The organism is Paenibacillus sp. MER TA 81-3, assembly GCF_023713585.1.
GTDB lineage: Bacteria > Bacillota > Bacilli > Paenibacillales > Paenibacillaceae > Paenibacillus_B > Paenibacillus_B profundus.
Genome location: NZ_JAMAWB010000004.1, coordinates 105,196 through 129,779 on the forward strand (window position 1 = coordinate 105,196; position 24,584 = coordinate 129,779).

General features: G+C 48.0%; 19 protein-coding genes and 1 pseudogene. 15 read left to right on the plus strand and 5 right to left on the minus strand.

Features of this window, described 5'->3' with window-relative positions:
- Positions 1-26 precede the first annotated feature (26 nt).
- The 6 genes from moaC to groL all read left to right on the plus strand — a co-directional run bounded on the left by moaC (position 27) and on the right by groL (position 4,806).
- Entirely contained in the window at positions 27-506 is a 480-nt protein-coding gene (gene moaC / locus M3650_RS06605) for a cyclic pyranopterin monophosphate synthase MoaC (RefSeq protein ID WP_251573454.1), read from the plus strand.
- Positions 507-574: 68 nt separating this feature from the next.
- Positions 575-1,066 carry a MogA/MoaB family molybdenum cofactor biosynthesis protein gene (locus M3650_RS06610; protein ID WP_019422618.1) on the plus strand — a complete coding sequence of 164 codons (492 nt, stop codon included), beginning with the start codon at positions 575-577 and terminating at the stop codon, positions 1,064-1,066.
- 160 nt (positions 1,067-1,226) lie between these two features.
- Positions 1,227-1,496, plus strand: a complete 270-nt coding sequence (locus tag M3650_RS06615) for a twin-arginine translocase TatA/TatE family subunit (RefSeq protein WP_026011179.1) — start codon at positions 1,227-1,229, stop codon at positions 1,494-1,496.
- Positions 1,497-1,588: 92 nt separating this feature from the next.
- Positions 1,589-2,371 (plus strand): twin-arginine translocase subunit TatC, encoded by a 783-nt coding sequence (gene tatC / locus M3650_RS06620; RefSeq protein WP_251573680.1) that lies wholly within the window; start codon positions 1,589-1,591, stop codon positions 2,369-2,371.
- A 401-nt stretch (positions 2,372-2,772) separates the two neighbouring features.
- Positions 2,773-3,054, plus strand: a complete 282-nt coding sequence (groES, locus tag M3650_RS06625; protein WP_019422615.1) for a co-chaperone GroES — start codon at positions 2,773-2,775, stop codon at positions 3,052-3,054.
- A gap of 123 nt (positions 3,055-3,177) precedes the next feature.
- Entirely contained in the window at positions 3,178-4,806 is a 1,629-nt protein-coding gene (groL, locus tag M3650_RS06630) for a chaperonin GroEL (RefSeq protein ID WP_019422614.1), read from the plus strand.
- Between the two features lie 137 nt (positions 4,807-4,943).
- On the opposite strand, the gene M3650_RS06635 is transcribed toward groL, so the two are convergent.
- On the minus strand, positions 4,944-5,657 hold the full coding sequence (locus M3650_RS06635) for a cell envelope integrity TolA family protein (RefSeq protein WP_251573456.1): 714 nt from the start codon (positions 5,655-5,657) through the stop codon (positions 4,944-4,946).
- A gap of 499 nt (positions 5,658-6,156) precedes the next feature.
- Between M3650_RS06635 and M3650_RS06640 the strand changes: the two genes are divergently transcribed.
- Together M3650_RS06640 and M3650_RS06645 are read left to right on the plus strand one after the other, a co-directional pair.
- Positions 6,157-9,402 (plus strand): polysaccharide lyase family 8 super-sandwich domain-containing protein, encoded by a 3,246-nt coding sequence (locus M3650_RS06640; RefSeq protein WP_251573458.1) that lies wholly within the window; start codon positions 6,157-6,159, stop codon positions 9,400-9,402.
- Positions 9,403-9,406: 4 nt separating this feature from the next.
- Positions 9,407-9,568, plus strand: a complete 162-nt coding sequence (locus tag M3650_RS06645) for a hypothetical protein (protein WP_251573460.1) — start codon at positions 9,407-9,409, stop codon at positions 9,566-9,568.
- A gap of 234 nt (positions 9,569-9,802) precedes the next feature.
- On the opposite strand, the gene M3650_RS06650 is transcribed toward M3650_RS06645, so the two are convergent.
- The gene (locus M3650_RS06650; protein WP_019422609.1) at positions 9,803-9,910 is read right to left on the minus strand and encodes a DUF6254 family protein; all 108 of its coding nucleotides are present in this window, start codon (positions 9,908-9,910) and stop codon (positions 9,803-9,805) included.
- 337 nt (positions 9,911-10,247) lie between these two features.
- Here M3650_RS06650 and M3650_RS06655 point away from each other — a divergent pair.
- Positions 10,248-10,515 (plus strand): annotated as a pseudogene (locus M3650_RS06655) (aldo/keto reductase); the annotation flags it as partial.
- Between the two features lie 208 nt (positions 10,516-10,723).
- Complete coding sequence (locus tag M3650_RS06660) at positions 10,724-12,418, plus strand: alpha/beta hydrolase family protein (protein WP_251573462.1); 1,695 nt, start codon at positions 10,724-10,726, stop codon at positions 12,416-12,418.
- 910 nt (positions 12,419-13,328) lie between these two features.
- On the opposite strand, the gene M3650_RS06665 is transcribed toward M3650_RS06660, so the two are convergent.
- From M3650_RS06665 to M3650_RS06675, 3 genes are all read right to left on the minus strand, one after another.
- Complete coding sequence (locus tag M3650_RS06665) at positions 13,329-14,234, minus strand: transposase (RefSeq protein ID WP_251573464.1); 906 nt, start codon at positions 14,232-14,234, stop codon at positions 13,329-13,331.
- A 789-nt stretch (positions 14,235-15,023) separates the two neighbouring features.
- Positions 15,024-15,797: a periplasmic substrate-binding domain-containing protein gene (locus tag M3650_RS06670; RefSeq protein ID WP_251573466.1), complete on the minus strand. Its 774-nt coding sequence runs from the start codon at positions 15,795-15,797 to the stop codon at positions 15,024-15,026.
- On the minus strand, positions 15,752-16,774 hold the full coding sequence (locus M3650_RS06675; protein ID WP_251573468.1) for an ABC transporter substrate-binding protein: 1,023 nt from the start codon (positions 16,772-16,774) through the stop codon (positions 15,752-15,754). The genes M3650_RS06670 and M3650_RS06675 overlap by 46 nt, the downstream gene beginning before the upstream one ends.
- A 115-nt stretch (positions 16,775-16,889) precedes the next feature.
- Here M3650_RS06675 and M3650_RS06680 point away from each other — a divergent pair, with 115 nt between their 5' ends.
- From M3650_RS06680 to M3650_RS06700, 5 genes are all read left to right on the plus strand, one after another.
- On the plus strand, positions 16,890-17,420 hold the full coding sequence (locus M3650_RS06680; RefSeq protein ID WP_019422603.1) for a GNAT family N-acetyltransferase: 531 nt from the start codon (positions 16,890-16,892) through the stop codon (positions 17,418-17,420).
- Between the two features lie 87 nt (positions 17,421-17,507).
- Complete coding sequence (locus tag M3650_RS06685; RefSeq protein ID WP_019422602.1) at positions 17,508-18,350, plus strand: YitT family protein; 843 nt, start codon at positions 17,508-17,510, stop codon at positions 18,348-18,350.
- A gap of 200 nt (positions 18,351-18,550) precedes the next feature.
- On the plus strand, positions 18,551-20,347 hold the full coding sequence (locus M3650_RS06690) for a flavocytochrome c (protein ID WP_251573470.1): 1,797 nt from the start codon (positions 18,551-18,553) through the stop codon (positions 20,345-20,347).
- A 238-nt stretch (positions 20,348-20,585) separates the two neighbouring features.
- Positions 20,586-22,430 (plus strand): S-layer homology domain-containing protein, encoded by a 1,845-nt coding sequence (locus M3650_RS06695; protein ID WP_251573472.1) that lies wholly within the window; start codon positions 20,586-20,588, stop codon positions 22,428-22,430.
- 85 nt (positions 22,431-22,515) lie between these two features.
- Complete coding sequence (locus M3650_RS06700) at positions 22,516-24,348, plus strand: adenine deaminase (protein ID WP_251573473.1); 1,833 nt, start codon at positions 22,516-22,518, stop codon at positions 24,346-24,348.
- Positions 24,349-24,584 lie beyond the last annotated feature (236 nt).

Here is a 24,584-nt window from a genome sequence, read left to right on the forward strand (position 1 = left end):
AGGAAATTCAGGAAGGAACACGAACCATGGATCAATTAACCCATTTTAATGAAGAGGGACGCGCCAAGATGGTGGATGTGTCAGATAAAGACAGCACCGCGCGGAAGGCGGTTGCCCGCACAGAGGTTGCTATGCATCCGGATATGCTGCAGCGTATCAAGGCTGGACAGGTAAGCAAAGGGGATGTGTTGGCCGTTGCGCAGGTGGCCGGAATTATGGCGGCTAAAAATACGTCGCAGTGGATTCCGATGTGCCATCCTTTACTGCTGACGGGGGTGAATATCTCCTTCACGGATAATGGCGTTGATACGTTAACGATTGAAGCTGAAGTGAAGACGTCAGGCAAGACCGGAGTGGAAATGGAAGCGCTGACGGCTGTATCCGCAACCGCACTCACGGTATATGACATGTGCAAAGCGATGCAAAAAGATATGGTGATAGGTCCGATGATGCTCATAACGAAGAGCGGCGGCAAAAATGGAGATTATCGAGCGAATCATACTTAACATAAAGCAATACATAGAATCGATTAGGGACAACCCGATAAGGGGAATTCGTGGAAGGAGGAACGGGCATGCGCTGGAAAGTGGCAATTCTAACAGCAAGTGACAAAGGATCGCGTGGGGAACGTGAGGATACGAGTGCGCAGGTCATTCGCGAGCTGGTAGAAGAAGAGCTTCATGGAGAAATTGTCGAATACCGTATTGTACCCGACGAGATGAATGATATTTCGGCTTCCCTCATTGAGATGGCCGATTACTTTCGAGCGGACCTGATCATTACGACGGGGGGAACGGGGCTGGCGCCACGGGATGTGACCCCAGAAGCAACGTTAAAGGTCGTGGAGCGGGAAGTTCCGGGACTCGCTGAAGCGATGCGGCTTGCATCGATGCAGAAGACGCGCCGGGCCATGCTGTCACGCTCAGTATGCGGTATTCGCGGCAACACGTTGATTATTAATTTGCCGGGCAGCCCCAAGGGTGTTCACGACAATATGATGGCTATCATGGATCAATTGCCGCATGCACTGGAAATTGTAAGTGGCAACTATGGCGATCACGAATAATGATCATATCTTCAAAATATTGTTACAGTTCTTGGTATTTTACGGATAACAGGTATGATATGATGTAGATCACAGGAAGCTTTAGAGGTTGTTCAAAAAGCTGAAAAACGTCCTTTTTGAACACGTGCTCTACACTAATGCGACGAAGGGAGAATACGCTGTGTTAAATGGTATTGGAGTATCAGGTGTTCTGTTGCTTTTGATCATTGCATTGTTGTTGTTCGGACCAAATAAACTGCCGGAGCTCGGACGAGCATTCGGGCGTACGCTGCGTGAATTCAAGGCGGGCGCGCGTGATATTATGGGAGATGAAGAAGAGACGAAGCCTGCCCGTAAGGAAGTGCAATCCGTCGACGTGAATCAAGCGCCGGCCGCATCGGCTCCCCAACCTGCCGCCAGCACTGAGCAACAACGTCGTTTGCCTGAATAATAGCGGTTTGAGGCGCTATTATTTCTTTGTATGCGCAGGCATGCTTGCGCACGCTACAACGTCATGAACAGGTTGGTGTAGGTATGTCGCAAATGACTGAAGAGACAGAAGATCAAATGACAATTGTCGAGCATATTACGGAGCTGCGCAAACGGATTCTTTATGTCGTAATCATGCTGGTCGTCGGACTCATTGGCGGATTACTGCTCGCTGACCCGATATACGATTATATGCGCAATACGAAACCGGCGAATCAATTTAATTTGCACGGATTTTCGCTATGGGATGGCATCGGCATTTACATGAAGTTTGCCTTCATCGTGGCTCTTGCCATTACTCTTCCGTTTATTATGTATCAGCTATGGGCGTTCGTAAGTCCAGGGCTCAAATCGGAAGAACGGCGAGCTGCGCTTCGTTATGTCCCGTTTGTGTTTATCCTCTTTTTGCTCGGCTTGTCGTTTGCGTATTTTGTAGTATTTCCGATGGCGTTTGAGTTTACGTCAAAAATTAACAAACATATGGAGCTGGCGGAGACGTACGGCATTACGCAGTATTTTACGTTTATGTTCAACATCCTGCTGCCGATGTCTTTGTTATTCGAGCTTCCAGTTGTCATTATGTTTCTCACGCGGATTCGACTCTTGAACCCGCTGCGCTTGCGGAAAATGCGCCGCTTTGCTTATTTTGGTTTAATTGTGCTCGGAACAATGTTGTCACCGCCAGATATTATCTCTGATATTCTCGTTTCTATCCCGTTGCTGATTTTGTATGAGGTGAGCGTATTCACTTCTTCGATAGTGTACCGCAAACAGCTGGCCGAACAGCAAGCATGGGAAGAAGAATTCGATGGTTCGTCGGATGCGACGACGGCTTGATGACAGTGAGCGCAGAACGATATATGATGAAAAGATGCAGGTTTAAAGGGATGCGGAGAGCATTTTTTTTGAATCTGCATTCTTTGATCCTGAAATGAGTGAGTTCAATTGGTGACTCGTACTGCTGCTCGGACGAAGGATTTGGCTGCTGTAAAAGGGGATCAGATGCTCAAGGAACAAGGGATGGATGGAAGTGGAAGAGCAATCTTAAAAATTTTTAACCCGCTACCCTCTTGCAATCGAAACCTAAAATCAGTATCATAGAAATTGGTTATTAGCACTAGAGGTGCTTGAGTGCTAACACTGGATATCCGTTTTGTTTTTGGGAATCCGGTCCGTCGCCTTCAAGCGGCGGTGGATTCTTCACCTTATAACTTCTTCTTTAAAAGGAGGCTATTTTCATGATCAAACCTTTAGGTGAACGCGTATTGATTGAAGCAATCGCGAAGGAAGAAACTACAGCTTTCGGTATCGTATTACCGGATTCAGCTAAGGAGAAGCCGCAAGAAGGCAAAGTCATCGCGGTAGGCAATGGCGTATGGAAAGACGGCCAACGTGTGCCTTTAGATGTAAAAGAAGGCGACGTGGTTATTTTCTCCAAATACGCAGGAACAGAAATCAAATACGAAGGCAAAGAGTATTTGATTATGAAAGAAAGCGACATTCACGCAGTAATCGGCTAAGTAGCCGCATCTGCGCTAAGTTTGCTGAGTTGTCAAACATATGGATCTGACCAAGGTCAGATCACACGCACGAATCATACATGAACTAACAATAATTCGAATTGTATCGAGGAGGGTTTCACGATGGCAAAAGAAATTATGTTCTCTGAAGACGCACGTCGCGCGATGCTTCGCGGTGTAGACGCTTTGGCGAATGCCGTGAAAGTAACGCTCGGTCCTAAAGGCCGCAATGTCGTGTTGGAGAAGAAATTTGGTTCCCCGCTTATCACGAACGACGGTGTAACGATTGCGAAAGAAATCGAGTTGGAAGATGCGTTTGAGAACATGGGCGCTCAACTCGTTAAAGAAGTAGCAACGAAGACAAACGACGTAGCCGGTGACGGTACGACAACTGCAACGGTATTGGCTCAAGCGATGATTCGCGAAGGCTTGAAGAACGTTACTGCAGGCGCTAACCCTATGGTCGTGCGCAAAGGTATCGAAAAAGCTGTAAAAGCGGCTGTTGAAGACTTGAAGAAAATTGCGAAGCCAATCGAAGGCAAGCAAAGCATTGCTCAAGTTGCGGCGATTTCCGCGGACGACGAAGAAGTGGGCACTCTGATTGCGGAAGCAATGGAGAAAGTCGGCAAAGACGGCGTCATCACAGTAGAAGAATCCAAAGGCTTCAACACTGAACTTGAAGTGGTTGAAGGTATGCAATTCGACCGCGGTTACATCTCCCCGTACATGATTACAGATACGGATAAGATGGAAGCTGTATTAGAAAATGCATACATCTTGATTACGGATAAGAAAATTTCCAACATCCAAGAAATCTTGCCTGTATTGGAGAAGGTCGTTCAACAAGGCAAGCAATTGGTTATCATCGCTGAGGATGTCGAAGGCGAAGCATTGGCTACTCTCGTAGTGAACAAACTTCGCGGCACATTCACTTGCGTAGCAGTGAAAGCTCCTGGCTTCGGCGACCGTCGCAAAGCAATGCTGCAAGATATCGCTGCATTGACAGGCGGCCAAGTCATTACCGATGAGCTCGGTCTTGAGCTGAAATCGACGACTGTGGACCAATTGGGCTCTGCTCGTCAAGTACGCGTAACAAAAGAAAACACGATTATCGTTGACGGCAGCGGCAATAAATCCGATATCGATGCACGTGTGAACCAAATCCGTACGCAATTGGAAGAAACAACTTCCGAATTCGACAAAGAGAAGCTGCAAGAGCGTCTTGCTAAATTGGCAGGCGGCGTTGCAGTAATCAAAGTCGGCGCAGCCACGGAAACAGAATTGAAAGAGCGCAAGCTTCGCATTGAAGATGCTCTGAACGCAACTCGCGCAGCTGTGGAAGAAGGCATCGTTGCTGGTGGTGGTACGGCATTGATGAACGTATACCAAGCAGTATCGGCAGTTAAATCTGTTGGTGACGAGTTGACAGGCGTAAACATCGTATTGCGTGCACTGGAATCTCCGGTTCGCACGATTGCGGACAACGCGGGTCAAGAAGGCTCCGTTATCGTTGAGCGTCTGAAAAATGAAAAAGTGGGCGTAGGCTACAACGCGGCAACTGGCGAATGGGTTGACATGATTGCCCAAGGTATCGTGGACCCTGCGAAAGTAACTCGCTCCGCACTGCAGCACGCAGCTTCCGTTGCAGCTATGTTCTTGACAACTGAAGCGGTTATCGCTGACAAACCGGAACAAGATAAGCCTGCAATGCCTGATATGGGCGGCATGGGCGGAATGGGCGGAATGATGTAATCCATCAGCCCCCAGGCCTGATATAGCAAGAAATAAAGGCCCCGAAAGGGGCCTTTTTCTATGAAAAAGTCGCTAAAAAGTAACCAAAAATCAATTAGCATAGCAAAATAGGTCGTTCACTTGCAATATCAGCTTAATTATTGAGTCTTTTGAATGGTGGATAATGTAAAAAGTATTGCAATTGTAGTACCGCCGCTAACGTTATCAAATGAATAAACTGTGGTTGGCACGCCTGTCATCGTAACATTATCTCCATCTAAAATATCGCCTGTTGAATCCATAAAAACACCAACAACAGAGTTGTCATTATCGTCTATAATGTGTATGCTTGCGATAGTTCCTATCTCCGTTTCTTCTTCTTCTATTTCTTCAACGAATCCACTGACGGTTACCATTTTGTCTAAGTAAGGTTTTATATTTTTCAATAAATGGCGAGTGGTAATGCTTGCATCAACTTCAGCTTTTGCGGCACTTTTGCTTTCGGATGTAACAGCAGGAAATAATTCGTAATGATCAACAATATAGTTATAAGTTTTTTCATCAATTGCGGTATTTTCAGCTAAATGGGGAACTATTAAAGACATTGCATTTGCTGCATATGTTTGCTGAGAGTTCTCTTTTGCGGAAGCCTTTTCCTCCGTTTTTTTCTGCGCTATTGCTCCTTCCGCTTCTTTCTCAGCCAGCTCTTTTTTTAATTTCTCAGCTTCTGCCTTTAATTTTTCATTTTCTGTCTCTACTTCCTGCTGCTTAGCAGTATTGTTTGAATTATTATTCTTACTATCGTTGTTGCCACAAGCCGAAATAATAGTGATAGACATCAAGATTAATAATAATACGTTACGTGTTCGCATACCTCATTCTCTTTTCTTAGTCCCCATCGGCTGGGGGATTTGCTGAATACATGATGTTATTATCATCGCATCCGCAGCACTACACCTCATTCTTATTTCTGATGAGCCTTGTATGTAATACTTGAGCCCGTTGCGAATCGAAGAACTATCGAAATGTTGATTCGGTCGTATTGTACCATGTTCATGGTAGTATCTCTATGAAATTAGTGGAAAAATAGAAAAGCCTCGGAGTGATCCGAGGCTTTTCTTATTCCATGCGAAGCGAGAGCCCTTTTTCATGTGGAGTTACAACGTTTCTCAAATCCGCATATACTTCCTTACAGGTATCTCCCAAAAAGCTTCTCTACCATATCTTCATTTACTTTGAGATTACCTTGCCAAGCGCCCAAGGCATTTCTATGATGGATTGCCTCTTGCCATTACGTTATTCTGCCGTATAATATAAACGAATGTAAGCGCTATCTTTCTGACTACTTCAAAACGGAAAGGATGAATGTTCTTGCACAATCGTCACATCAACCGTCGGAGGCGCACCGCTTGCGGACTATTCGCCTTCGCATTACTATTTCCTTGCATTTCTGTTACCGCTCACTCGCAGACCGTTGCCGAATCCGCCGCAATCGTAGGGTCTGCTGCCGCTTCATCCTTGTATCCCGCCGCAAACGTTTATCCGAATTTACTGAACAATCCAAGCTTTGAAGAGGTGCGCACTTCGACACGGAATCGATGGAAGGACAATATTGAACCGCTGCATTGGAGCGAATGGACTCCTTCCGGTTCACCTGTCCTGTCCGTAACGGACACGGTTTACAAGGGGGAGCGAGCCATACGTGTGGATGCTGATGTGGTCAGCCGCGCTGCCGTGCTGCAGGATGTTAACGTCGAGCCAGACCGCAGCTATGCGCTGTCGTTGGCGATGAAGGCCGAAAGGGTGCGGACGGAAGTATCATACGGCGGCGTTTATGTACGGACGCAGTTCTTCGAGGCCAACGGCACCAAAGCTGGTGATGGCCCCTCTACTGTCAAGCTTAAGGACGATACCGATTGGGAGCTCCATACATTGCCGATACGGACTCCGGGCAAGGCGACACGATTGCGGATTGAGTTGTTTCTCGAATCGGCTACAGGAAGCGCTTTTTTCGATGAAGTGCAGCTAAGACGGACAGATGAACCGGTCATCAACAGCCTGCTGCTCCAGCCGAATCCGGCCAGCGTGCGATCGGGTGAATCGATTTGCTTGACCCCAATCCGATTCCCGTCGGGAACGGAAGAAATTCCATACAAGTGGACCTCACTTGACCCGGAGGTGGCCGAAGTGACGCAAGAAGGCGTTATCACTGGAATAAAGGAGGGAACTGCAGTGATTCGAGTGGAAACACCGAATGGCAAGGTGGAAGCCGTATCTCGGGTCCATGTGGAAACGGTTGATCGGAAGCAGGACTTCCGGAACATGCGGGACAAGTGGGTTAACCGTTTGACAGGCAACGCATTGTATCATCCTGGAGATCTCGATTTGGACAGCAAAATAGCGGAGCTGGATGCGAAAATTCGGAACGAGAGCCAATCCGGACTGTTAGATACAATGAACATGGCACCGGATCGGTTAAATTTGTGGGGAGAGGAACCTCCGGCTCATGTGTCTTCGGCGCCTTCCAGCAACATGGATAAGCTGAGAACGATGGCGGTGGCGTATCGTACGCCAGCTTCACTGTTCTACCAAAGCGATGAGCTAAGGCGAGCGATTGTCTCCGGTATGGATTTTGTCTATTCGCATCAATATAACGAACGGACCAAGACGTTTGGAAATTGGTGGGATTGGGAAATAGGCTCCGCACGCATGCTGGGGGATTTGATGGTGCTTATGCATGATGATCTGTCACCGGATCAGCTTCGCCAATATGCTGCCGCCATTGATAGGTTCGTGCCTGATCCGAAAATAAGGTTTACCGTAAACCCTGATATCGTGGAGAATGGCGCGAACTTACTTGACAAGGTGATGGTCGTCACGCTGCGCGCCATGGCGGTTGACAACAGTGCGAAGCTGCTTCAGGCGCGGAATGCGCTCGATACGGAATATCAATATGCCGCATCTGGGGATGGCGTCTATGATGACGGCTCGATTATCCAGCATGCCAATATTGCCTATACCGGAAGCTACGGCGCGGTTCTGATATCGGGCATGGCTGACGCATTCTACCTGTTCAACGGATCGGCTTGGCCGATTGAGCATGCGAATGCGGACATCGTGTACGATTGGGTGTTTGACTCCTTCGAGCCGCTCATCTATAAAGGCGCGATGATGGACATGGTGCGCGGACGCGCGATCTCGAGGGCGGCATCGGAAGACCATGTGTCCGGCCGTGCTGTTGCAATGTCGCTGCTTCGCTTGGCGGAAGGAGCGCCGGTGGAGAAACGCCAGCGCATCCGTTCCATGATCAAAGAATGGGCCTTGTCCGATACGACGCTGCAGCCTTATTTTACCGGTCTGAATATATACGAAATGAGCCTGGTAAAAAAACGGTTGTCGGATGAACACGTTGTTCCAAGAGGCGAGTTGGTTAAACATCAGTTGTTTGCCGCAATGGATAGATCCGTACATTTGCGTGAGCGGTTTGCCTACGGCATCAGTATGTTTTCCCCGCGCATTTCCGCCTTTGAATTCGGGAACGGTGAGAATGTGAAGGGCTGGTATACGGGTATCGGGATGACGTCGCTATATAACGGCGATCTATCCCAATTCAGCGACGGATATTGGGCAACCGTTGATATGGGACGCCTGCCCGGCACAACAACAGACCATGTGCTGCCTGAACCGAAGGATTGGGCATCCTACATTAATCCGAAGCCATGGGTGGGAGGATCCTCGTTGGACGGCATGTTCGGCACAGCCGGCATGGAATTTGCAATGAGCGCCAGCACGAAAACAGGTTTGGAGGGCAAGAAGTCATGGTTCATGTTTGATAACGAAATTGTGGCAATTGGCACTGATATTCGAAGCATTGGCAACAGAGCGGTGGAAACGATTGTGGAGAACCGCAGGCTGAACGGGCAAGGCACTAACCGGATTATTGTAGACGGGAACGACATGCTGTCACAGCGGAATGGTGAAGAGATACTTGAGCGTGCTTCGTGGGCACACATGGAAGGGAATACGCCGAACTCTGACTTGGGCGTCGTATTTATAGATCCTCAGCCGATCCGCATTATAAGGGAAACGCGGATACATTCATGGCGGGAAATAAACCAAAATCCAAATGTGCGTGACGATCTCCTGACGAGACATTACGGCAGCCTGGCCGTTCCACATGGCGTTGAACCGAAAGCGGGTTCATACCGTTATGTGCTGCTGCCGAACGCTGATCCAGAAGAGACTGCAGCGTATAGCAGAAATCCGGACATTCATATCCTTCGCCAAGATAGTCAAGTGCATGCGGTGTCCGATGGCAAGAGCGGACTAACCGGCGTTCATTTCTTTGCCCCTGCGGCGGTGGAAGGGCTGCGCGCGGAAAATCCGCTTGCATTGATGATGAAGAAGACAGATGCCGATGTCACCATAGCTCTATCCGATCCGACCCAGACACGGCAACAGCTAACTTTTTATTGGGATAAAGCGGATGATGAGCTTAAACTTGCATCATCTGATCCTTCCATTGAAGCCACTCAAATAGATAAAGGGTGGAAAATCGTCGTTCGCACAGAGGGCTCTCGTGGTAAAAGCCATACGGTTCGCTTTCAATTGCGATAGAGATATGCGAATTGTGCGTCAGAAGTATTCATTGACCGATTTGCTTCTCATATTATTTCCGTACACATCTCTAATTATGACAGTCGAGACGAGAAGCATTGGAATGTCAGGCGAAGGAATCAATCAGTGGCTGCTCATCATGGAGCGATTGGCTCAGGCCGGATAAAGCGGCCCTTTCCTGTATGAAATATGGGAAACGGACACTGCACATGACATTGCAGACAATTGGCATGATTTACAGCAGCGTAATGCGTTATATAAAGAAGTCAATCGGGAACCATAAGCGCAACGACGGAAATGGAAGCCCCTCTTTACTTTCCGTTTATATCCGTAACGTAATAGAGGCGTTTGAGCGCATCATTAACACACGATGCTCAAGCGCCTCGAATTTACTTACTCTTTACTCTTCTACAAGTTCTTTAAAGGACTTGATTTTGCCATGCGGCGGATGAGGGGTCTGCTTTCGGATTTTATTAGCATTTTCTCGACGGTGTTTAGGAATGGACATGATTGATTATTGCCTCCTTCATAGCATACAGTATTGTTCTCGTTCCGCTGAATTCTGCGGCGATGCAGACGACAACTTTCCAGATATACTCCTGATCCCGACTGATCCCAACGTGCCGTCAAGCTTCAGCGGACCGTGTCATTAATATGGTCTGTACGAAGCACACCTATCCCCGCCAAAGTCAGGTGTGAAAGGTCACTGGAGTGGAGAATAACCCCTTTCAACGAATCTCGAACAGACATTAACAAGTAAAGACCCAATAGATTATAATAAATAAGAATACATATCTTAATTTTTCGATACTCGCGCGTTTATGCGGGAAGGAGAGTGAGCTTGAATGGAATTCTTGGCAGATTCTAAGCGTTATGACTCCATGATATACAATCGCTGCGGCCGATCGGGCTTAAAGCTTCCGGCGCTTTCGCTTGGATTATGCCATAACTTTGGCGGCTTGATTCAACAGAGAACGGCCGAGCGATGCCAAGACGAGCATTTGATCTGGGGATTACGCATTTTGATTTAGCGAACAATTACGGTCTCCTCCGGGATCGGCTGAATAAATGTTCGGCAAGATGATGAAGCAAGATTTTCGCCCTTATCGCGATTAGATGGTCATCTCCACGAAAACGGGCCGCATCAGCCAAATTGAGGAGAATGTTAAAGCATTGGATAATTCGCCTTTGCGGAAGAAGAATTAGCAGAGATTGAACGAATATTAGGCTGAAAACGTAATAACGTAATATAGGAGGCTAGTTATTAGCCGAATCTAAAAACCCTACATGAAAAAACATAAGAGAGATAAGGGGGAGAAGCATGAACAAATCAGTATGGAGATGGATGATGAGCGCTTGCTTGTTGTTCGGAAGCATGGCACCAGCAGCGTTGGCGGCGGAAGAAACTCCAGCCATTGAAAAACTGGGGGAACAAGAAAGTGCCACGATGGTGCCGTTAAGACAAGCAGTTGAATCTATCGGGGCTTATGTGAAATGGAATTCGGAAGATAAGACGGCCAAAGTCACTTATGGTGAACTTGTGTGGACGGTTCGCTTGAATGAAGATCGATCAGATGTGAATGGACAGGAATTAAAGCTTGCGGCTAAAGCTGAATTCGGTACGGAAGCGCAGGGCGCTTTAGTAGTGCCATGGGATTCGGTTAAAAAGGGACTGCAGTTAAATGCGAAGTGGGTTAACGATTCAGTCGTTCCAGATGCTTCGGATTGGAAAACACGCGCCTCCCAGTTCGTCGTACAGTGGGGAAAATTGGCCGCACAGCCGCAGGCGGAAGCGCAATTGCAAAAATTAATTACGCCGGAGCTGCGTGAAGCAACGAAGCAGATGTCGCTGTCTTCAAATACGAAGCTGCTTACCGGTATGTTCGGTTTACCGACCCAATTTGAGAATGCGGCCATGCAAGACAACGGGGTGCATCAAAACGTAAGTATCTTGTTCAAGACGGATAAAGGGCAGTTGTTGCCGCTGGAACTCCGTTATAATGATCAAGGACTCGTCGATGAGCTTTTCTTCAGTGCGGTCGGATCCGGCGGCTATCAAGCTCCAGCATATGATAATGCGAGTGCTTATAAAGAAGAAAACATCGTCATCGGCGAAGGCCAGTTCAAGCTGCCAGGAACATTGACGGTGCCTGCAAATGGCGAAAGTGCATTTCCGGTAGTTGTATTGGTGCATGGCTCTGGACAGAATGACCGTGATGAATCGATCGGCGCGGGCAAGATGTTCCGAGATATGGCTGTCGGTTTGGCTGAGCAGGGCATTGCGACGATCCGCTATGAAAAGCGTACGCGCGAATATCCGTTCCAAGCGACGGCTGTGCCGAAGTTTACAGTCAAGGAAGAGACGCTTGACGATGCGCTCGAAGCAGTCAAATGGGCGGGACAAGATGAGCGTTTGAATAAAGAGCGTGTATATGTGTTGGGCCACAGTCAAGGCGGCATGCTCGTGCCACGGATGCTTGCGCAAGACAGCGCGAAATCGATTCGCGGCGGCATTATCGCTGCAGGTCCGTCCGGTCCTCTCGAGGACTTGATACTGACCCAAATGGAAGGGCAGCTGAAACGCGCGAAGGAAGCGGGTCAGCCAGAGCAGGTCACCGCCCAGATTGAGGCGCAAGTGAATATGTGGAACCAACAACTGCAAGTCATTAAGAACGAGAAATATACGGCAGATAATTACCCGCAAGATTTGCAGCTAGCGATGGCATCCTGGTGGTTCGATTTCCGCAATAACTATGGCGGGGAAATCGCTAAGGATCAGAAGATTCCGCTCTTCATTATTCAAGGCGACAATGATGTTCAAGTCGGTAAAGAGCATCTTGATGGTTGGAAGGAAGCGCTGAAGAACCGTAAGGATGTGGAATTCAAGCTTTATCCGAAGCTGAACCACATTTTTGTCCCGTCGGATAAGCCTTCCACCGGAGAAGAATATGTTGTTCCGGGGAATGTGCCGCTTGATGTCGTCAATGACGTAGCGAAATGGGTTAAATCCCATTAATATGAGGCGATATGCACTGATATAAGCTGAATTAGAAGTCGACAATAGAGTGAACTTGGAAGTGCACGGTCTTGGGGCTGTGCACTTTTTTAGCAACCATAACAGGGTGAAGCGAGCGAGTAACTTTAAGATTCAATTGCTTAGTTCCACTATCCCTTCGGTTCAGATGAAAATAAAAGCAAAAGCCGCTACCCTATTACAATATGAGGATATTGAATTAAGGTCGTGCATAGTACAAAAGCATAATTTTAATTACGAGTTAATATTGCGTTCATAGCAGGATTCTTGTTATAGACCTTAGCTTCAATATCCCCTTAGTTCAGAAACTACATAAGTTTGAAACAGGACGATACGAGTGCGTGACTTTGGGAGTGCTTTTTCATCTTCATTGAGCAAGACCAGATGCGTTATGCGTCAGGAGATAATGAATATTCAGAATTCAGAAAAAGTTTTTCGACACGAAGTTAGATAAGCAGTTGCAGCAGGAACAAGCAAAAAGTACAGCCAGAACGCCCCCACAGCCGCAGCTAAGAACGAAGCAAAAAGTACAGCCAGAACGCTCCCACAGCCACAGCTAAGAACGAAGCAAAAAGCACAGCCAGAACGCCCCCACAGCCACAGCTAAGAACGAAGCAAAAAGCACAGCCAGAACGCCCCCACAGCCACATCTAAGGACGAAGCAAAAAGTATAGCCAGAACGTCCCCAAGCTACAAATAAACTCAAAGCAAAAAGCACAGTCAGAACGCTCAAACAGTCACTGCTGGAACAGAGCGTAAAGCAACAGCCAGAACGATGAAAATTAATTCACAGCATGAAGGGGCAAATATAGATGAAAATAGAATGAAAAAATGATGTGTGAGCATGTATCGGACTTACGTTTCGAGCAAGGTGCGGTGCAAACAACTTTGGTCATGCTGCTGTCGGTGCGCCTGAAATAGAGGTCTTATCATATAGGGTGCAAGTCGAGGCAGGTGAAAACACCGCCACGCATAAGCACAATAGTTGCTCCCAAGCGGACGTATGATGGAGAGAGGTATTGAAGCGAAAGCAAAATTCATCCAGATATGTCTGAAGATATTTGGCCCCTATCCCGTGAAAGGTATCGTTCATCCAGCGCCATGCGCATTTGAAGGATTGATATAAGGGGCTGTTGCGGCGAATCCGAAAATTGTGTCGGATGATGGATGTCTCGGTAGTAGTCTTGGCAACATGCAGATTGGCGAATTGTTCGCAATCGGAACGAAGAAGCAAGCCATCGGAGAGGCGAGTTGGCTCCACAAGCTTCATCTTGAGTTCGCCCACTTCTCCGTCTAGCGTGACAGATTCGGCAACGATCAGAGGGGATTCCCCCGAGTTGAGTTGTCTTGAAGGATGGCGGGCATAGAAGGTTACGAAGCCATGAACCTCCCCTGTCAGCGGCCGATTGGTGTCGGCGCGACTAATCGCGGCTCGGATCTTGTGAAGCATCAACCAAGCGGTCTTGTATGTAACCTCGATAATCAAGCTAAGCCGGACGGCGTTGATGCCGATATCGGAACGTGAGACAAGCCAGAATGCAGTGAGCCACTTCTGCAAAGATGTGCGGCTGCCTTCCATGATCGTGCCGGCGATAAGCGATGTCTGATGGCGGCAGGCACGGCACTCATACAGAGGAAGCCTGCGTGTCTGGATAATGTAGGCATGGGCATGTTGACAGCGTGGGCAGACAAAACCATGTGGCCATTTCAACTTATATAGAAAAGAGACGCAAGAAGATTGGGTATGAAACTGACGCTGCAAATCTTCCAACGTAGCGATAGATTGCAAGGCTTCCACCTAAAATATCCTCCTCGTAGCTGTATTTCTAAATCTAATTATAGAACAAATGTTCTTATATCCATTATAAGAAACATATGTTCGTAATTCAAGTTGGTTTTCTAATTATATGAAATTTATTTATTTGCAGAGCAACGTTATGCTGTTCTGAAGGGAGGGGAGAGTGATGCAAAGGTTCGAATGAGCAGACCTTCCTTATGGAAGGGTTAGGTGATGCAAAGGTTCGAATGAGCAGACCTTCCTTATGGAAGGGTTAGGTGATGCAAAGGATCGAAAGAGCAGACCTTCCTTATGGAAGGGTTAGGTGATGCAAAGGATCGAAAGAGCAGACCTTCCTTATGGAAGGGTTAAGTGACGCTAAGGATCGAAAGAGCAGACCTTCCTTATGGAAGGGTTATGTGACGCTAAGGATCGAATGAGCAGATTTTCCTCATGGAAGGGTTGAGTAACGCTAAGGATCGAAAGAGCAGACCCTCCTCATGGAAGGGTTAAGTGACGCTAAGGTTCAGGCGAATCATATTTTCTGATGGAAAGGGAGAGTGGTGCAAAGGATTGAGCTACATATAATCTTCTGGTGAAGCGGCGTAAAACGTAATGAGGCTAAAGATTACATTGGTCAAAATGTACTCTATAAGTCGGAGAAGACCGAAAGCAGCATCTTCGGTCTCTATTTCAGTCTTTTTACTATGGAAATGCATCTATATATGATGAAGCTGTTCATCAGTTGTTATGACAGTCCATGACAGCCGCATGTTATTTGTTTAATATTGTGCTTGATGCGGCATGGCATTATCCCGGCGTATCTGCATCATTTGACGGGCGTATCCACAGCTTTTTTAAGTCAACGAATGTGAATGTATCGTATTGGATATGCTGAAGCATCGGATCGAACGTGCGTTGATGAAGCGGGTGATGCATAAATACAATGAGCATCTCCTTGTGCATGTACTGGACGACTTCATCGATGAGCTGCTCTCGTTCAGCGGCAGGAGCGAGCTTCATTTTTTTTAGCTTTTTATCTATGCTGGTCATATGATTGTCTGCGATAAATCTTCTGAAAGCGAGCGCATCATTGTAAAAAGCGCCCAAAAACGAAAGGTGCGGATCAAGCGAGGACACCTCTCCGGAAAATATTATATGAATGTCCTCATCCATGGAGCGGTCATACAGCTCATTGAAAGAGTAGGGATGGAGCATCATGTTCAAGCCGATTCGTGCGGCCTGCTGCTGAAACCAGACTGCCTCCGCCCATGCTTCTGGCAAATCCAATGTGTACACGTGCAGTGTCTCTCCGTTGTAGCAGCTATTCTGGAGCCATTGCTTTGCAGTCCCTAAGCTTCGTTTTATAGGCTTGCTCTTCCAAGGGAAGAAGTGAGATGCATGCACCAGTCCACTTCTGTCCAAATCCCGCCACATCTCATCCATCGCAAACAGCTCGTTGATAGCCAGCCGGAGCTCTCGATCTCTCATCAAGGGGACATGCTTCGTATTAAACATGACGAAACGAAAGCCATGCTCTACGCGATTTTCCTGCAACGCCGGTCCAGGCTGTCCGTCATCCATGGTACGCGATACGCAATCAGTTGCGCTTTTTCCGGAGGTATCTTCCAAAATTGGACAGCATCGATAAAAGGCCGTTCTTTAAAGTAATCGTTGAACGCTTCCAAGACCACTTTGCTTTCTGTGCATTCCGTTATTTTGTAGGCGCCCGTTCCTATGAAATGTTTGTCTTGTATCGGAGCATCCGCTGGTACAATCGTCATCGGCACTGACGCCAAGTAACGTCCGAACAAAGGATTGGATTGACGAAGATTGATTCGGACCATGAGCGGGGACAAGCAGTGAATCCAAGCGATATCCTCCGCAAGCCATCGATTCGCGCACGATGCTTGCTGCAGCCGTTCTAAGCTGTATTTTACATCGGCACTCGTCAATGTACGGTGATGATGGAATAGAATTCGTTTTCTCAAAAAGATCGTCCATGTTTCATAGCGATCATCCGCTTCCCATGCGATGGCCAGATGAGGAAGAAGTTCGTCCTTGTCCGCATCATATTGCAGCAGGGGATCGCCAATCAAAGAGACGAGCATCTGATCGAACGTAATCGATGAACGCGCTGGATCGATGGCCGTCATGGGCTGTGTTATGATGGCGTGCAATACATCAGTGGCAGGTTCAGACGTTTGCAGCCCTAATTGCTCCTGTATAGGCTTGCGCAAATCGTCTATCCATTGCTGAGGAAAGGGGAGCTGTAATACATGCATTAGCCGCTCCAAATCTCTTTCATTTAGATATTGCCGGATTACGGTATGCAGTTCCTTGCGAAAATCGGTGAAAAACTGAACCTCCGAACGATTACCCCTGCCACGGCCAGGAGTGTAGGAACAGTAACGCTGTTCCGTCAGTTTTTTTAATTTACGTTTTGCGTTTTTGACGCTGCAGCGCCAGATGGTTGCCAGCTCGTGCAGCAGGAATGCTGCTTTGCGCTCGACTTCCCGATCATATAAATAGGCGCGGAACTCCAAGTATTCCAGTATCATTGGCTCACCTCCTAAAAGGGGACACTTAAGCATGGATTATACCCTTTTTTCCTCTTCTGGCAAAGCGGATAATGAGAATGTCCACTTCAGGCAAATAACGATAGGAGGTAGCATAATGTTTGCAACGAACCGAATCAAGCTAAGGAAAATGACTGAACAAGACATTGCTGTTTATCACAAGTGGAGAAATACGATCGGCGTGATGGAGTCGACAAGCCCTGCCCTAGACATCTATTCAATGGAGGAAACCGGGAGCTTCGTTCAACATGTCATTCTCGGCTCCACCCACTCAAAAACGTATTTCATAATGGACTCAGCTTCCGATCAGCCCATCGGAATTACTTCGCTCATTTCCATTGATTTTAAAAATAGGAACGCCGAACTGATTATTGACATTGGTGAACCGGATTATTGGGGGAAGGGATACGGACAAGAAGCGCTTGGTCTTTTGCTTCGTTATGCCTTCATGGAATTGAACTTGCACCGCATCTCGCTAAGGGTGTTTGATTTCAATACGAGGGCGCTTAAGCTGTATGAGAAGCTGGGCTTCCAGCAGGAAGGGATGTCCAGAGAAGCTTTGTTCCGCAATGGCGCATGGCACCATATTATTCATATGGGATTGCTGCAATCGGAATATAGCGAGTAAAGCGTCGAACCTCTCACGCCGAATAATACCGAATCTTCCCTATAGTGGTTCATATCGTGTACAATGGCATGTGGGAGGCTTATCAAGATGAAAAAACTTCTTAGGGACATTGCGTTAGTAGCGCTAGGTTCACTTATTTTTGCACTCGGCATTAATTATTTTGCCATTCCAAACCGGCTGTCGGAGGGCGGAATCATCGGCATAACTGTGGTGACGCACTATTTGTTCGAATGGTCGCCTGGAATCGTTAACTTTATTTTAAACAGTATTTTACTTGCAATCGGCTATCGTTTTTTTGACAAGCAAACGGTCATATATACCGTCATCAGCATCGTGTTAACCTCGTTGTTTTTGCATGTCACCGAACAAATCGGGGTGCAGATTAACGATGACACGCTATTGGCAGCCCTGTTTGCGGGATTGCTGGTAGGCATCGGTCTCGGCCTCATATTCCGTGCTGGAGGCACTTCGGGCGGTTCCGCAATATTGGCCCGATTGGCGAATGAGTATTTGGGCTGGAGTGTCGGCAAAGGGATGCTCATTATCGACATCGTCGTCATTGCAGGCTCGATATTCATCATCGGTCAAGAGAAAGCGATGTACACATTAATTGCCGTGTATGTCGGCGCGAAAGTTATCGACTTCATGATTGAAGGTCTGGATGAGCGGGTAGCGGTTCTCATCATCTCAGAAAAGCCGAATGAAATTTTACAAAAGGTGACGACAGCAATGTCGCGCGGATTGACGGTGTTAGAAGGACGAGGAGGATATACAGGTTCCAACAAAGAACTGCTGTATATCGTCATTAACAAGCAGGAGCTCGTTCAACTGAAAAAAATCATTTGCGAACTGGATGATCATGCTTATGTAACCGTCCATAACGTTCATGAGTTCATTGGCAAAGGGTATAAAGCGAGTCAGGTGTCATGAGCAAGTCTTTGCTATGATATCATAGCATCTAGAGGGAGGGTCAGGGTCGACCCTCTTTTTTTATGGATAACATTTTAAAGTTAGTGAAAGTGATAACTTTCACTTTTAAATAAAAAAAACTGTGCTACTATAATTATTGTATTGTGCACAGTATTGTTTCGCTGCGAGACTAGAGCATATTAGACAAGGGGTTAAACAACATGAAGAGTATTCAGAAAGCGGGTAGCATTCTGCTCATCCTATGTTTAGTCGTGATGTTGGCTGCATGTGGTGATGGAAACAAGGATGTTCAAGGCGCTGACAAAGGAACGGAACAGGGGACGACAGTCACTTCTATCGGAGAAGGCGATGGAAAACACGGTGCAATTAAGGTAGAAGTATCATTTGAGAACAATGAGATTAAGGATATTAAAGTGCTCGAACAGAAGGAAAACGAAGTATTGGCCGAGCCTGTTTATAAAGAACTGAAGGATACGATGATCGCATCGAATAGCGCGGATGCAGATGCGATCAGCGGTTCGACCATGACAAGCCAAGGTTTCATTGATGCGGTAAAGGATGCGGTGGCGAAGGCTGGGTTGACGCTCGTCGCGAAGAAGGCGGAAGGAAACAGCCAATCGGAGGAGCCTGCAGAACAGACGTATGATGTCGTCGTTATCGGCGCAGGCGGTGCCGGATTCAGCGCAGCATTGGAAGCGAAGCAAGCGGGGGCTTCGGTCGTTCTGCTTGAAAAAATGCCAAGCGTAGGCGGCAATACGCTCATCTCCGGTGGCGAGATGAACGCGGCCAATACGTGGGTACAGAAAAATCTCGGCATTGAAGACAGTGTAGACTTGTTCGTGAAAGATACGCTCAAAGGCGGAGACGATATAGGCGATCCGGAAATGGTCCGCGTGCTTGCAGAGAATGCAACCGCTGCTGCCGAATGGCTGAAGGATGAAATAAAGGTCAATTTCCTGGAGGATCACTTGTTCCAATTCGGTGGACATTCCGTAAAGCGTGCGCTTATTCCGGAAGGACATACGGGCGCTGAACTCATTACGAAGCTGAAAAAGCATATGGATGAAGCCGGGGTCATTCTGAAGACGAACACGAAGGCGGACAAATTGATTACTGATGAAAGTGGAAAAGTCGTAGGAGTCGAGGCAACAGGAGCCAAGGGCAACACCATCACGTTCCATGCCAACAAAGGCGTCGTCATCGCTGCGGGCGGCTTCGGATCCAACGTCGAAATGAGAAAGCAATACAATCCGGAATACGATGAAAAATATATGACGACCGACGCACCGGGAACGACTGGCGATGGTATTGTCATGGCGCAGACTGCAGGTGCTGCGGTTACAAATATGGACAGCATCCAGACTTATCCGGTATGCAATCCGAAGACGGGCGTTATCTCGCTTGTTGCGGACAGCCGCTTTGACGGGGCAATTCTGGTAAACCAGAGCGGTAAACGTTTCGTCGAAGAGCTGGAGCGTCGTGACGTAATCTCGAAAGGGATTCTGGCGCAAGAAGGCGGTTACGCTTATCAGTTATGGAACCAATCCATTGCAGATATTGGCAAGACGATCGAAGTACATCAGGATGAGTACGATATGCTTGTCAAAGACGGTCTGTTGCATAAAGCAGATACGTTGGAAGAAGCGGCCAAATTTTTCAGCATCGACCCGAAAGCGCTGCAGGCGACAGTTGATCGCGTCAATCAGTTCGCCAAGGCAGGGAAAGACGATGACTTTAACCATCGCGCAGGCTTGAAGGATATGAGTCAAGGACCTTATTACATTCAAAAAGCAGTGCCTTCTGTTCACCATACAATGGGTGGACTCGTGATTAATAAGACGACAGAGGTATTGAATGAGAAAGGCCAGCCAATTCCAGGCTTATACGCCGCCGGTGAAGTGACTGGCGTCATTCACGGCAAGAACCGACTTGGCGGAAATGCGATTGCCGATGTTATTACATTCGGTCGCATTGCCGGTCAGCAAGTCGCAAAATAAATAGTATAGTAAGGGAAGCCGTGGCTAAAGCTGCGGCTTTTTTCATTTAAGCTTGCACTTTTACAGTACGAATTGGAGAGCATGCGTGATGTTTTTGTCGAAGAATAGAGGAAAATGCAGGGTGGAGGCGAATTGATGTATCTGTAAAGAAATAATCATTTGGCTGGGCGGTATGGTCATGTGATGATTTCAGATTGGATTTCGTAATTGCTGGACATATATATTGGGGGTTACCCGTATGAAGTTGCATGTGAAGACACTGCTGGTCATTACCGTTTGTCTGTCACTGTTATGGAGCGGCGGTAGCGAGGCCCATGCTGCCCCGCACCGTGTACAAGAGAAGACGGTCAATCGAACCAAGCAGGAAATTATAAATAAATGGCTGCAGTACAAGCCGATGGGCACGAGCTTTCAGTATATGAAGACAGCGGATATTTACGAGGTGGAGCCGCAGACAAGCACACCATTTGCACCGGGCAGGTTGAAGGCGGAATATGTATTGGACGGAGTGAACGCGACGAATTTCGTACGTTACTTGGCTGGGCTGCCAGATGATGTTGAGCCGGACTGGGGATTGCACACTCAACAGCAGGCAGCCGCGCTGGTCAATGCTGTCAACGACCGCCTGACTCATTATCCGACACACCCAGACGGCATGGAGGATGTATTATTCAAGCTCGGCAATGAAGGGACGCGGACGAGCAATTTATCGATGGGCAGACCGACCTTCTATAGCAGCATCATCCATGGTTATATGTCCGACAGCAGCCCGGGTAATATTGACCGGGTAGGACATCGACGCTGGATTTTGAATCCGGCTATGAAAAAGACGATGTTCGGAATCGCATATTCAATAGAAGGAGTCCCTTATTCATCGATGTATGCGATCAATAAGGAACGCGCGGAAGAAGTGAAATACGATTACATAAGCTGGCCTGCCCAAGGCTACTTTCCGGAAGAGATATTTGCGCCTGACGATCCTTGGTCTGTCTCCTTTAACGTCGATAGATATGATCGAACCCGAACGGAGCACATCCAGGTTGCTTTGACAAGAACGAGGGACGGGAAGCAATGGGTTTTCGATAGTAAGGATAAGAATAAGAACGGGAAATATTTTAATGTAGAAACAGGTCACTACGGGGTACCGTTCAGCATCATCTTTAGACCGGATGGCATAGAACGGTTTCATAAAGATGATGCTTTTCATGTAAAAGTGAGCGGATTATACGACAAAGCAGGCAAAGCCGTTGACATCGAATATGATACAGTCTTTTTCGATATGATTCCTGAAGTAACATTAAGGGCGTCATCGCTTCGTCTAGCGACGGGGGAAACAATAAAGCTCAATTATCGAACGACGTCCACTCATCTGCAGGCTGCGAATGTCCAATTCAAAATCGCTGATCCAGAGGTCGCCGCAGTGGATGCGGAAGGGTATATTACGGGGAAAAAGTCTGGCCAAACGCTGTTAGGTGTCGAAAATTATTTCCAAAACTACGACACGATATTGATTGATGTCGAGCAGCCGAGCAGCGATGACAACGTCAGTTCGTGGGCCGTGACCGACTATCAGAAAGCGAAGAGCAATGGCATCGTTCCGTATCAGTATGACCAATCGTATCAGACGCCCATCACGAGGATTGGCTTTACTGAGTTGGCTGTGCGACTATGCGAAAATATTTTAGGAAAATCGCTTGCCGAGGGGCAATCGCCCTTTAAAGATATAAGCAGTATAGAAATATCAAAGGCATACGCCAATGAGCTCATCAGCGGAACAACCAAGGATACGTTCTCGCCATGGGACAACATTACACGCCAGCAGGCCGCGACACTGGTCCTTAATTTGCATACGACATTAACGGAACGAACCGGAAGCGGCTCGCCCGACATCAACACGGCAAAGATAACATTTGCTGACGATGCAAATATTGCGCCATGGGCGAAGGACAACGTGTATAAGGCGGTTAGCTTATCGCTATTGACTGGAGTGGGTGAGCAGAAGTTTGATCCTGACGGATTGCTTACATACGAGCAGACATTTGTAATGTTACAGAAGCTGTTCGACATGTTTGTGGAACAATAGCTATTGTATTGTTGTGCACAGACTCCCTACCCAAGCAGTATATACATGATTCACTTTACTCAACAACGAGGAGGACTACACTACCATGGAATCACCACAACGTTTTGCCAGACCGCATCTTGCTGATTGTGTGCCTGACCTGGTCGCAACCGCGCGCGGAGATAAGAAGGCTACACTCGTTATTCAACATGCAAAATTGGTCAATGTTTGTTCCGGGGAAATTCAGGACGATATGTCCATCGGTGTGCAAGGAACACGCATTGCTTTCGTAGGTAAGGATGCGAGCCATATGATTGGAGACGACACGAAGGTAATCGATGCGGGCGGACGTTATGTCGCACCTGGATTGCTGGACGGTCATTGTCATATCGAGAGCAGTCAGATCACTCCGACGCAATTCGCGAGAGCGGTGCTCGTCAAGGGGACGACTGGCGGGTTCTTTGATGCCCATGAAATTACGAACGTGCTCGGGCTGCCCGGCCTGCGGCTTATGCTCGACGAAGCGAGAGAAACACCGCTGGCGGCGTATATGCAAGTTGCTTCCTGCGTGCCGTCGACGGGACCGGAGCTGGAGACGAGCGGAGCGTCGATAGGTCCAGAGGAAGTGGCGGAAGCTTTCACATGGGGACCTGATATGATTGCACTGGGCGAAGTGATGAATTTCCCGGGCGTCGTGTTCAGCGATGAGAAAATGATCGGGGAAATCCAAGCGACCTTGCGTGCGGGGAGAGTCGCCGACGGACATTATACATGGCCGGTTGACGATTGGAGAATATCCGCTTATGCGGCTAGCGGCATTTCCGGCTGTCATGAGAGCGTCAAGGCGGAGGATGTCATCGAGCGCGTGCGCCGGGGCATCTATGCTAAGATGAGACGCGGCTCGGCATGGCATGATGTGGCCGAATCGATTAAGGCTCATACCGATCACGGTATCGATACACGCCGCATGATCCTGGTGACGGATGACCGCAGCCCTGAATCGCTGGTGGATGAAGGCCACATGGACTTTGTCGTGCGTCACGCGATCGCGCAAGGCGTCCGTCCAGTAACGGCGTTCCAAATGGCGACGATCAACACGGCAGAGCGCTTCGGTGTTGCCCGGGATGTCGGAACGATTACCCCTGCTTCGTGCGCCGACATCATTATGCTGGATGGTAATCTGGCGGATGTCAATGTCGTCATGACGATTGCTGCCGGACAAGTCGTGGCGGAGAATGGCCGCATGGTCGTTGAGCTGCCGGAATTTGAGTATCCGGAAGAAGCGATCCGTTCGGTTCACCTTACTCGGGAAGTGTCTCCGGAAGACTTCGTCATCCAAGCGCCAGTGCAATCGGGAGAGCGGACGGCAAGAGCGATTCAAGTGCGGGAGAACCACGTCGATACGAAGGAGCAGCTCGTATCCGTATGCATTGAGGACGGCAGCGTTGCGCTGAGTGTGGAAGATGGCTTGTGCAAAATCGCAGTCATCGAGCGCCATAAAGGCACAGGCAATCAAGCGCTTGGCCTCGTGTCCGACGTCGGCTTCAACGTGCCGGCGGCGATTGCGACGACAGTCGCTCACGATTGCCACAATTTGATGGTAATCGGGAACTCGGATGCGTTGATGGCACAAGCGGCCAATGCCGTAGCCGATATGCAAGGCGGTATCGCCGTCGTGACAGCGGACAAGCTCGTCAAGCTGCCGCTTCCGGTAGCGGGGCTGATGTCGAACGCACCGTTCGAAGAGGTTGCCGAGCAGTCTCGCGCTATCAGCGAGGCTTTGTATGAAGCTGGCTGCACGATGAACTATGCGTTCATGACGCTGTCATTGCTTGCGCTAATCGTCGTTCCCGAGCTGAGACTGTCTGATATAGGGCTTATCAAGACGACGGAGCAAGGGTTCGTCGAAGTGCCGCTGTTTGTGGAAGATGAGCAATAATTATTCGGTTATGATCGAATTGAGTTGAATTAAACTGACACGGGCGACTTTCTGTATAGAGAGTCGCCTGTTTTGTTTTTGGTGTGCATGACGGGTCTCTTTTCTGTGCTATAAATAGTAGCTTGGAACGAGCGGAAAATGATTTTGAATTCAATTATTTGAATTCAATTATAGGTATAACAATATTACTAGTATTTGCCGATAAATCATATCGGGCTTGAAAAGCATTTAGAGAT